This window comes from Pseudomonas sp. PAGU 2196 (genome assembly GCF_022179005.1).
GTDB lineage: Bacteria > Pseudomonadota > Gammaproteobacteria > Pseudomonadales > Pseudomonadaceae > Aquipseudomonas > Aquipseudomonas kermanshahensis.
Genome location: NZ_BNTL01000013.1, coordinates 45,497 through 56,710, shown reverse-complemented (window position 1 = coordinate 56,710; position 11,214 = coordinate 45,497). Strand labels below are relative to the sequence as shown.

Sequence of the window (11,214 nt, the reverse complement as noted above, 5' to 3'; positions counted from 1 at the left end):
TCTTGCCCTGGCATCAGTTATAGCTATTGGCCATTAGCTACGCAATGTACCTCGTCGCCTCAGCGCAATTGCAGGCGCCACGCCCGGTGGATGCGGTTGTTGCGGGCGAAGTCCGGGTCCAGGGTCTGGGCGCTGATTTCCTCCACCGCGTAACGTGCCATCAGGTGTTCATCGAGCTGGAACTTGCGGAAGTTGTTGGAGAAATACAGCACGCCACCCGGCGCCAGGCGCGCCATCGCCAGGTCGAGCAGCTGCACATGGTCACGCTGAACGTCGAACACCCCTTCCATACGCTTGGAGTTGGAGAAGGTCGGCGGGTCGATGAAGATCAAGTCATAGCTGTCACGGTTGGCTTCCAGCCAGGCCATCACATCGCCCTGCTCCAGGCGGTTACGCTCGGAGAAGCCGTTGAGCGCAAGGTTGCGCCGCGCCCAGTCCAGGTAGGTTTTCGACAGGTCGACGCTGGTGGTGCTGCGAGCACCGCCCTTGGCCGCATGCACGGTGGCCGTGGCGGTGTAGCAGAACAGGTTGAGGAAGTGCTTGCCGGCGGCTTCGCGCTGGATGCGCATGCGCATCGGGCGATGGTCGAGGAACAAGCCGGTGTCGAGGTAGTCAGTGAGGTTGACCAGCAGCTTGACGCCGCCTTCGTTGACTTCCTGGAAGCGCCCCTCAGTGGCTTGGCGCTCGTACTGGCGGGTGCCGCTCTGCCGCTCACGGCGTTTGAGCACCACGCGCTGAGGGGAAATACCCAACGCCTGCGGGATCGCCGCCAGTGCATCGAGCAGGCGCGCCTGGGCCTTTTCCGGGTCGATCGAGCGTGGCGCGGCGTACTCCTGTACGTGCACCCAGTCGTGGTAAAGGTCGACTGCCAGGGCGTACTCGGGCATGTCGGCATCGTACAGGCGGTAGCAGTCGACCTGCTCGCGACGGGCCCACTTGCCCAGTTGCTTGAGGTTCTTCTGCAGGCGGTTGGCGAACATCTGCGCGCCTTCCGACAAACGCGCCGGTTCGCTGGCCTGCGGCTCCTGACGACGGGCATCGGTGGGTTCAGCCTGGGCGTCACGGCGCTCGCCAGTCACGAACTGGTCAGGCTGCACCTTGAACAACAGCAGCTTGCACGGCAATGCACCGTTCCAGAAGGCGTATTGCTTGTGGCTACGAATGCCCATGCGCTTGCCCAACTCCGGTGCCCCGGTGAACACCGCGGCTTCCCAGCCCATGCACGCCTGGCGCAGACGCTCGCCAAGGTTCTGGTAGAGGTACAACAGGCTGGCTTCGTCACCCAGACGCTCGCCGTACGGAGGGTTGCTGATCACCAGGCCTTTCTGGTTCTGGTCAGGCCGCGGCTCGAAGGTGCTGACCTCGCCCTGGTAGATCTTGACCCATTCGCTCAGGCCCGCGCGCTCGACGTTGTTGCGCCCCGGCTGGATCAGCCGCGGGTCGGCCTCGTAGCCACGGATCCACAGCGGTGGCTTGGCCAAACCGGCCTGCGCACGCGCTTGCGCCTCGTCGTGAACCTTGCGCCACAGTGCCGGCACATGGCCAAGCCAGGCGCTGAAGCCCCAGCGTTCGCGCTTGAGGTTAGGGGCGATGTCGGCGGCGATCATGGCAGCTTCGACCAGGAAGGTACCCACACCGCACATCGGGTCGGCCAGGGCGCCGCCTTCGGCAGCGATGCGTGGCCAGCCGGCGCGGATCAGCACGGCTGCCGCAAGGTTTTCCTTGAGCGGCGCGGCGCCTTGCTGCAGGCGATAGCCGCGCTGGTGCAGGCTGTGGCCGGACAGGTCGAGCGAGAGAATCGCCTCGCCACGGTCCAGCCGCAGGTGCACGCGCACATCCGGGTCGATCTTTTCCACCGACGGGCGCAGGCCTTCGCGGTTGCGCAGCTTGTCGACAATGGCGTCCTTGACCTTGAGCGCACCGAAGTGGGTGTTGTCGATGCCCGAGCCATGGCCACTGAATTCCACCGCAAGGGTGCCGTCGGCCGCCAGGTGGTCTGCCCAGTCAACCGCGTTGACACCGTCGTAGAGGTCGTCGGCGTTCTTCATGTTGAAGCGCTTGAGCACCAGCAACACCCGGTTCGCCAGGCGCGACCACAGGCACAGGCGGTAGGCGGTTTCCATGTCGGCGGCGCCGCGAATGGCCGAGGTGTGCTCACGCACTTCATCAAGGCCGAGGCCCTTGGCCTCTTCCGCGAGCAGGCCTTCCAGGCCTTTGGGGCAGGTGAGGTAAATTTCGAAACGGTCCGACATGAGTATTCCAGAGCCTTGGGCTATTTGACTGACGAGGCGACGCATCGCCCCGCGATGTTTGCCCGAACACCCTTCCAGCAGGCATCCGAGTGGCCATTGCCTGCGCACAATTGCGCAACGCAGCGACCGGGCCGCCTGACCGACCAGCACTTCGCCAGGGGCAAAGACAGCTTAGATCATCAGGCAGTATTAAAAATTCGAGCGATGCAGGGGCCGATGTGACCCTTCGTCGCATTTCAAAATAATTCTGTCATCGCGCAGCGACGCTGGCGAAATGACGTCAATGATCGGCAAACCCCGATCATTGCGGGCTCAACGACAAATAAGGTTGAGTCGCATTTATTTACTTATCCCTTCACCCTTAGAAACGTTACGTCCTTATGACAAATCGATCATTCACACTGTGACGCGCATTCGTTAGAACTGGTCTCAGGCCGCTTCGCAACGAGGCGGCACCTTCCGCTCGCCACGCCGGCAGCGAGCGCATACCGGCAGAACGATTCTGCCCGGCCTCGGAGAGGCCGACGGGACATTACAGTCAACAAGTGAGGGCAGCACCCTATGAGAAGACTTAAGCGTGATCCGTTGGAAAGAGCATACAAACGTGGTTTCCTATACGGGATCGCCGGTAAATCCAAGGAGCTTTGCCCCTACGAGGGTGAAAAACAATTCAACTGGAACAATGGCTGGCGAGAAGGTTTCGATGCGAGGTGCGCCGGTGAAACAGGCATCGCTGGCATCCACAGGCTCTCCGAAAATCACGCCTTTGGCTGAACGAGGACACTGAATTCGATTTACCAAGCACGCCCCATCCGGGCGGCGGGCGAAGGCCCAGGGGCCCCTTGATGGGGCCCTTTTTATGCCCGCGATTTATGCGCGAGGCAGAGCGGCAATCGCATCGACCGATTCGCGAATCAGCGCCGGCCCCTTATAAATGAAGCCCGAGTAAATCTGTACCAGGCTGGCACCCGCAGCGATTTTCTCGGCGGCGTGACGCCCCTCGGTAATGCCACCCGCCGCAATGATCGGCAGCTTGCCGCCCAGTTCACCGGCCAACACCTTCACCGTGTGGGTGCTCTTCTCAAGCACCGGCGCCCCCGACAGACCACCGGCTTCGCCGCCATAAGGCAAGTGCTCGACGCCTTCGCGGCTCAGGGTGGTGTTGGTGGCGATCACCGCATCCATGCCCGATTCCATCAGCGCAGCAGCCACCAGTGCGGTTTCTTCGTCGCTCATGTCAGGGGCGATCTTGATCGCCAACGGCACGCGCTTGCCGTGCATGACTGCCAACTGCTCACGGCGCTCGGCCAAGGCATCGAGCAACTGCTTCAGCGAGTCGCCAAACTGCAGGCTGCGCAGGCCCGGTGTGTTCGGCGAGCTGACGTTGACGGTGATGTAGGTGGCTTCGGTGTAGACCTTGTCCAGGCAGATCAGGTAGTCATCGACCGCCCGCTCGACCGGGGTGTCGAAGTTCTTGCCGATGTTGATGCCCAGTACGCCGTTGTAGCGCGATGCCCGCACGCGTTCGAGCAGGTGATCGACGCCCAGGTTGTTGAAGCCCATGCGGTTGATGATCGCCGTTGCCTCTGGCAGACGGAAAATCCGCGGCTTCGGGTTGCCGGGTTGCGGGCGCGGTGTGACGGTACCGATCTCGACGAAGCCGAAGCCCAGTTGGGCGAAGCCGTCGATTGCCGCGCCGTTCTTGTCCAGGCCAGCGGCGAGGCCCACCGGGTTGGCAAAGTTCAAGCCCATGACCGACACCGGCAACGCCGCCGGCTGTTTGCACAGCATGCCGTTGAGGCCGAGACGGCCACCGGCACCGATCAGGTCCAGGGACAGGTCGTGGGAGGTTTCCGGGGAAAGCTTGAACAGCAGCTGGCGGGCCAGGGTATACATGGGCGGGCAAGGCTCGGGGTGAATGAGGGGGCGATTATAGCCAGCGCACGGCTGGCATGACAGTAAATCCTCGGCCGCTTGGCACATGCGTTGCTTCGCTTACCACACACTGCCTTTTCAGTACGGGCGAGGATCCTTGTGAACACAGCACCCCGAGCAACGCCCCTGGCCTGGGTCAACGGCAGCGACGCACCGGAAAAAACCAGCCTGAACATTGGCTTCATGGCCCTGACCGACTGCGCCTCGGTGGTGGTCGCCGCCACCCAGGGCTTTGCCCAGCAACACGGCCTGACCCTCAACCTCAAGCGCCAGGGCTCTTGGGCGGGCCTGCGCGACAAACTGGTCAGCGGCGAACTGGATGCCGCGCACTGCCTGTATGGCCTGGCCTATGCCGTGCACCTGGGCATTGGCGGTGTGCCTGCCAGCGACATGGCTGTGCTCATGGGGCTGAACCAGAATGCCCAGGCCATCAACCTGTCCCCGGCTCTGCAACGCAAGGGCGTGACCAGCCCTGAGGCACTGGCGCGCCTGGTGCACCAGCAGGGCGCACGCCTGACCTTTGCCCAGACCTTCCCCACCGGCACCCACGCCATGTGGTTGTACTACTGGCTGGCGAGCCAGGGCATCCACCCGCTGCGCGATGTCGACAGCGTGGTGGTGCCGCCCGCGCAGATGGCCGCGCATATCCAGGCTGGCCGCATCGACGGGTTTTGTGCAGGCGAACCTTGGGCGGCGGATGCCGTCGCCAAGGGCCAGGGCTTCACCCTGGCAACCAGCCAGTCGATCTGGCCAGACCACCCGGAAAAGGTGCTCGCTTGCGCCCGCGCCTTCGCCGAGCAGTACCCCAACAGCGCCCGCGCCCTGATCAAGGCGATCCTCGCAGCCAGCCGCTTCATCGAGCAAAGCCCCGAGAACCGCCGCAGCACCGCGCAATTGCTCAGCGGCAGTGCTTACCTGGACACGCCGACGAGCACTGTCGAGCCCCGCCTGCTGGGTGACTACCAAGACGGGCTGGGCAACCAGTGGCAAGACCCCCACGCTTTGCGCCTGTTCGACCAGGGCCGGGCCAACCTGCCGTATTTGTCCGACGGCATGTGGTTCATGACCCAGTTCCGCCGCTGGGGGTTACTGCGAGACGACCCCGACTACCTCGGCGTGGCCAGCCAGGTTCAGCAACTGGCGCTTTACCAGGAAGCGGCAGACGCCCTAGGCATAGCGAGCCTTGAGCAACCGATGCGAAGCAGCCTGCTGATCGACGGTACCCGCTGGGACGGCAGCGACCCCTACGGCTACGCCCGCAGCTTCAGCCTGCACGCCTTGGGCGACACACCCGAAGCCCGCGTTGGCCTGTGAGGGGGATGAACATGCTGCGTATCCTGCTGATCGACGACACTCTAAACAAGCTGGGCCGGCTCAAGGCCGCCTTGAGCGAGGCCGGTTTCGACGTGATCGAAGCCCCTGGCCTGACCATCGATTTGCCCGCCTGCGTCGAAACGGTGCATCCGGACGTCGTGTTGATCGATACCGACTCACCGGACCGCGACGTGATGGAACACGTGGTACTGGTCAGCCGCGACCGACCGCGGCCCATCGTGCTGTTTACCGACGAGCATGACCCCGGCGTGATGCGCCAGGCGATCCAGGCGGGGGTCAGCGCCTATATCGTCGAGGGCATTCATGCTGCGCGTTTGCAGCCGATTCTGGATGTGGCCATGGCCCGCTTCGAGAGCGACCAGGCCCTCAAGGCGCAGTTGCAGGCGCGTGACCAGCAACTGGCCGAACGCAAGCGGATCGAACAGGCCAAGGGCCTGCTGATGAAGATGAAAGACTGCAACGAAGAGCAGGCCTATACCCTGATGCGCCGCCAGGCCATGAGCCGACAGCAGAAGCTGATTCAGGTGGCCGAGCAGATCATCGCCATGCACGAGATGCTGGGTTGATGTGCTCGCCATGAGATTTTTTGGGGCCTGTCAGATCGAGCACCGCGCGGGCGGCGCTCGATCTGACAGGCCCCAAAAATCTAAAAACAGTCCCAGCCAATTCTTGGCCCATCTCTTGCTGAACAAACATCACCGGTAGCCAACGGCGGTTGCCCCACTTAAATCCCGACAAAGACGTCGCTCACCCTTCCACAGCCGTGGACCGGGTAGCGGCGTCTTTTTCGTTCCGTTGCTTTACCGAGTGAGGTGTTCAATGAGTACCAGCTTCTGGAAATCCGGGCATGTGCCCACGCTGTTCGCCGCGTTCCTGTATTTCGACCTGAGCTTCATGGTCTGGTACCTGCTCGGCCCGCTGGCGGTGCAAATCGCAGCCGACCTGCAGTTGAGCGCACAGCAACGGGGCCTGATGGTGGCCACGCCGATCCTGGCCGGCGCAATACTGCGCTTTGCCATGGGGCTGCTGGTCGACCGCCTTTCACCCAAGACCGCCGGCCTGATCGGCCAGGTGATCGTCATCGTCGCCCTGGCTGGCGCTTGGTACCTGGGCGTGCACAGTTATGAGCAGGCCTTGCTGCTAGGGGTGTTCCTGGGCTTTGCCGGCGCCTCGTTCGCGGTTTCGCTGCCGCTGGCCTCGCAGTGGTACCCGCCGCAGCACCAAGGCAAGGCCATGGGCATCGCCGGGGCCGGCAACTCCGGCACGGTGTTCGCCGCTTTGTTGGCACCCGCCTTGGCTGCAGGCTTTGGCTGGAACAACGTGTTCGGCTTCGCCCTGATCCCGCTGTCACTGACCCTGGTGGTGTTCGCGCTGCTGGCGCGCAACGCGCCCGAGCGGCCCAAGCGCAAAGCCATGGCCGACTACCTCAAGGCCCTCGGTGACCGCGACAGCTGGTGGTTCATGTTCTTCTACAGCGTTACCTTCGGCGGCTTTATCGGCCTGGCCAGTGCCCTGCCCGGCTACTTCAGCGACCAGTATGGCCTGAGCCCGGTTACCGCCGGCTACTACACAGCCGCCTGCGTGTTTGCCGGTAGCCTGATGCGCCCGCTCGGCGGCGCCCTGGCCGATCGCTTTGGCGGCATTCGCACGCTGCTGGGCATGTACAGCGTGGCCGCCATCTGCATCGCGGCCGTAGGCTTCAACTTGCCCAGCGCGGCGGCGGCCCTAGCGCTGTTCGTCAGCGCCATGCTCGGCCTGGGCGCTGGCAATGGCGCCGTGTTCCAGTTGGTGCCACAACGTTTCCGCCAGGAAATCGGGGTAATGACTGGGCTGATCGGCATGGCCGGTGGCATCGGCGGCTTCCTGCTGGCCGCGGGCCTTGGCACCATCAAGCAACACACCGGCGACTATCAATTGGGGCTGTGGCTGTTCGCCAGCCTCGGCTTGCTGGCCTGGTTCGGCCTGCATGGCGTCAAGCAGCGCTGGCGCACCACCTGGGGCTCGGCTGCCGTGACCGCGGCGCGGGTCTGAGGCGCCCCCATGAGCCTGCAACTGAGCTTTGCCCACGCCAGCGCCACCGGGCCCCGCGCGGAAAACCAGGATGCCCTGCGCCTGGTCACCCCGGCGCCAGAGCTGGCCGCCAGCAAGGGCTACCTGTTCGCCCTCGCCGACGGTGTCAGCCAATGCGCCGATGGCGGCCTGGCCGCACGGGCCAGCCTGCAGGCGCTGGCACTGGACTACTACGCCACCCCCGCCACCTGGAGCGTGGCACAGGCGCTGGACCGCCTGCTGCTGGCGCAAAACCGCTGGCTGCGCGCCCAGGGCAGCGGCCAGCCGCTGCTGACCACACTCAGCGCACTGGTGCTGCGCGGTCGGCGCTTTACCCTGGCGCATGTCGGCGACTGCCGCGTCTACCGCTGGCACCACGGCCGCCTGCAGTGCCTGAGCGAAGACCACGTGTGGGATCAACCGGGCATGCAGCATGTGCTCAAACGCGCACTAGGGCTGGACCAGCACCTGTTGGTCGATTACCTGGAAGGCGAACTGCAGGCAGGCGAGTGCTTCGTGCTCTTGAGCGATGGGGTCTGGGCCAGCCTGGGTGACCAGCACATCCAGTCGGTCTTGCGCGAGCAGCCCGACCTGCAACAGGCGGCCGACACCCTGGTTGCCAGCGCCCACCTCAATGGCAGCCAGGACAACGCCAGCGCCTTGTTGGTGCAGGTTGAACAACTGGGGCCGACCAACCTGGGCGATACCTTGGCACAGCTGCAGCAGTGGCCTGTGCCCGCCCCCCTTCGCGAAGGCCAGGTGATCGATGGCTGGCAGATCGAGACGCTGCTCTCGCACAGCCGCCAATCCCTGCTGTACCGGGCACGCGACGGCCACGGCCACGCATGGCTGCTCAAGACCCTGCCCGCTGCCCGCGAACAGGAGCCCGGGGCAGCGCAAGGGCTGCTGATGGAAGAGTGGTTCCTGCGCAGGGTGGCCGGGCGGCACTTCCCAGAACTGCACGTCGCCAGCCAGCGCCAGCACCTGTACTACGTGATGCGCGAATACCCCGGCCAAAGCCTTTCGGCGCTGCTCAACGAGCACGGGCCGCTGCCGCTGGCGCAGTGGCTGGAAATGGCCCGTCAACTGCTGCAAGCCGTCGGCGTGCTGCACCGGCGCAACTTGCTGCACCGCGACATCAAACCAGAAAACCTGCACCTGGGCGCCGATGGCCAACTGCGCCTGCTGGACTTCGGTTTGGCCTACTGCCCTGGCCTGTCCGAAGACCCGCAGCACGAGCTGCCCGGCACGCCCTCCTTCATCGCCCCGGAAGCCTTCGAAGGCCAGCCCCCCGGCCCGCGGCAAGACCTCTATGCCGCCGGTGTGACGCTCTACCACCTGCTGACCGGGCACTACCCCTATGGCGAAGTGGAGCCGTTCCAGCGGCCACGCTTCGGCCAGCCGGTCAATGCCTCGCGCTATCGCCCTGACCTGCCGGAATGGTTGCAGCACAACCTGCTGCAAGCGGTGGCGGCCGACCCGGCGCACCGCTTTGAAACCGCTGAACACTGGTTGCTGCTGCTCGAACGCGGCGACCGCCAGGATGCGCCCAATCGCCCCCGGCCGTTGCTGGAGCGCGAACCGCTGAAGGTCTGGCGCACCCTGGCCCTGCTGTCCCTGCTGTGTAACCTGATACTGCTGCTCACCCTGCTCAAGGGCTGAGCCGCCTTGCCGATGAGGAAACGTTGATGAATGCAAAAGTCTGGCTGGTCGGTGCTGGCCCTGGTGACCCCGAACTGCTGACCCTCAAGGCCGTGCGTGCACTGCAGCACGCCCAGGTGGTGATGATCGACGACCTGGTGAACCCCGCCGTGCTGGAGCATTGCCCACAGGCACGGGTGATTGCCGTAGGCAAGCGCGGTGGCTGCCGCTCCACGCCGCAGGCCTTTATCCAGCGCCTGATGTTGCGCCATGCGCGCCAGGGGCGCTGCGTGGTACGGCTCAAAGGCGGCGACCCGTGCATCTTCGGCCGGGGTGGCGAAGAAGCCGCCTGGCTGCAAGGCCATGGCATCGAGGTCGAGCTGGTCAACGGCATCACAGCAGGCTTGGCGGGGGCGACGCAATGCGGCATATCACTGACGTCACGCGGGGTGAGCCGCGGTGTAACGCTGGTAACCGCACATACCCAGGATGACAGCGACCTGAACTGGGCGGCGCTGGCGCAGGGTGGCACGACGCTGGTGGTGTACATGGGTGTTGCGCGGCTGGAGCAGATTCGCCAAGGGCTGCTGCACGGTGGCATGGCGCCCCATATGCCGGTGGCAATGATCGAGAATGCGTCATTGCCGCAGCAGCGTGAGTGCCGCAGTGATGTGCAGGGGATGGTTGACGATGCGCGGGTGTTCGGGCTCTGCAGCCCGGCAATACTGGTGATTGGCGAGGTGGTTGGGGTTGCTCAGGCACAGCTGATGGAATGGTCAGCCGCTGGCTAGCGGTGTGTTGCTTGTGCTGGCCTCTTCGCTGGCAAGCCAGCGCCCGTGAAATCGCAGGCAAAGAAAAACCCGGCCGAGGCCGGGTTTTTCATGAAGCATCGAACCAATTACTTGGCTTGGGCTTCTACTTGCGCTTCAACGCGACGGTTAACAGCGCGACCTTCTTCGGTGGCGTTGTCAGCAACCGGACGGGTCTCACCGTAGCCAACCGAGTCAACACGGCTCGATTCTACGCCGTACTGCTGGGTCAGGACTTGCTTAACAGCGTTGGCACGACGCTCGGACAGCTTCTGGTTGTAAGCGTCTGGACCTACGGAGTCAGTGTGACCTTCAACCACGGTGGTGGTTTGTGGGTACTGCTTCATGAAGTCAGCCAGGTTCTTGATGTCGCCGTAGCTGTTTGGCTTGACGACCGACTTGTCGAAGTCGAACTTGACGTCCAGCTCAACACGAACGACTTCGGCAACAGCCGGGCAGCCGTCGGCGTCAACGGTAACGTTGGCCGGGGTGTCTGGGCACTTGTCGACGTTGTCGCACACGCCGTCGTTGTCGCTGTCGGAGCAGACTTCAGCTACTGGAGCCGGAGCTGGAGCAACTTTGCCACCGCTGCCACCGAAGTTCAGACCAACACCAACGGATGGGCCCCACTCGGTGTTGCCGTTGTCGATGTTGTACATGGCTTCAACGCCAGCACGGGCGAAGAACATGTCGGTGATGTACCACTTGGCGCCAGCGCCAACGTTGGCGAAGGTGGAGTGGTCGCGGCCGCTACGGGTAGCTTGGCCCAGGCTCTCGTGAGCGAAACCAGCGGAAACGTACGGACGCAGAGCATCGCCTACGGTACCGAAGTGGTAGGTAGCGTCGAGCTTGGCTTTCGAACCTTTGATGTCTTTGTTGAAGACTTCACCACGAGCGTTGTGAGTCTCGTTGTAGCCCAGGTCCAGGGAGACGTCGTCGGTCAGGAAGTAACCGAGGCGAACACCAGGATTGGTGCCGTCGTTCTTGAAGTTACGCTCGCTGTCGTAGTACTGCTTGGTAACGTTACCTTCGATTTCGACTGCGCCTTGGCCTTGAGCCAGAACGCCGAACGAAGTAGCGGCTACGAGCGAGCCAATGGCCAAGCCCAAGGTGTTTTTCAATTTCATCCGTTAAATCCCCATCTGGTGATAGTTAAGCAGTCCCACCAACAACAAGGGGGACAACTCGACGGC

General features: G+C 63.7%; 9 protein-coding genes. 6 read left to right on the top strand and 3 right to left on the bottom strand.

Annotated elements, in window-relative coordinates; genetic code table 11:
- Nucleotides 1-59: 59 nt before the first annotated feature.
- Complete coding sequence (gene rlmKL, locus MFF34_RS13710; RefSeq protein WP_238214637.1) at nt 60-2,252, bottom strand: bifunctional 23S rRNA (guanine(2069)-N(7))-methyltransferase RlmK/23S rRNA (guanine(2445)-N(2))-methyltransferase RlmL; 2,193 nt, start codon at nt 2,250-2,252, stop codon at nt 60-62.
- A gap of 561 nt (nt 2,253-2,813) precedes the next feature.
- On the opposite strand from rlmKL, the gene rmf reads away from it, so the two are divergent.
- A complete protein-coding gene (gene rmf, locus MFF34_RS13705) occupies nt 2,814-3,026 on the top strand; it encodes a ribosome modulation factor (RefSeq protein ID WP_186682375.1) in 213 nt (70 codons plus the stop codon).
- Between the two features lie 96 nt (nt 3,027-3,122).
- Here the strand turns inward: rmf and MFF34_RS13700 are convergent, their stop codons facing one another.
- Nucleotides 3,123-4,148, bottom strand: a complete 1,026-nt coding sequence (locus MFF34_RS13700) for a quinone-dependent dihydroorotate dehydrogenase (protein WP_238214631.1) — start codon at nt 4,146-4,148, stop codon at nt 3,123-3,125.
- Nucleotides 4,149-4,286: 138 nt separating this feature from the next.
- On the opposite strand from MFF34_RS13700, the gene MFF34_RS13695 reads away from it, so the two are divergent.
- The 5 genes from MFF34_RS13695 (at nt 4,287) to cobA (ending at nt 10,003) form a co-directional block, all read left to right on the top strand.
- The gene (locus MFF34_RS13695; protein ID WP_238214629.1) at nt 4,287-5,501 is read left to right on the top strand and encodes a CmpA/NrtA family ABC transporter substrate-binding protein; all 1,215 of its coding nucleotides are present in this window, start codon (nt 4,287-4,289) and stop codon (nt 5,499-5,501) included.
- Between the two features lie 11 nt (nt 5,502-5,512).
- Nucleotides 5,513-6,088: an ANTAR domain-containing response regulator gene (locus tag MFF34_RS13690; RefSeq protein ID WP_238214626.1), complete on the top strand. Its 576-nt coding sequence runs from the start codon at nt 5,513-5,515 to the stop codon at nt 6,086-6,088.
- A gap of 253 nt (nt 6,089-6,341) precedes the next feature.
- Complete coding sequence (locus tag MFF34_RS13685) at nt 6,342-7,553, top strand: NarK/NasA family nitrate transporter (protein ID WP_027596667.1); 1,212 nt, start codon at nt 6,342-6,344, stop codon at nt 7,551-7,553.
- A 9-nt stretch (nt 7,554-7,562) separates the two neighbouring features.
- On the top strand, nt 7,563-9,233 hold the full coding sequence (locus MFF34_RS13680; protein ID WP_238214625.1) for a bifunctional protein-serine/threonine kinase/phosphatase: 1,671 nt from the start codon (nt 7,563-7,565) through the stop codon (nt 9,231-9,233).
- A 26-nt stretch (nt 9,234-9,259) separates the two neighbouring features.
- Nucleotides 9,260-10,003 carry a uroporphyrinogen-III C-methyltransferase gene (cobA, locus tag MFF34_RS13675; protein ID WP_238214624.1) on the top strand — a complete coding sequence of 248 codons (744 nt, stop codon included), beginning with the start codon at nt 9,260-9,262 and terminating at the stop codon, nt 10,001-10,003.
- 107 nt (nt 10,004-10,110) lie between these two features.
- On the opposite strand, the gene MFF34_RS13670 is transcribed toward cobA, so the two are convergent.
- Entirely contained in the window at nt 10,111-11,148 is a 1,038-nt protein-coding gene (locus MFF34_RS13670; RefSeq protein ID WP_027596670.1) for an OmpA family protein, read from the bottom strand.
- Between the last annotated feature and the right edge of the window lie 66 nt (nt 11,149-11,214).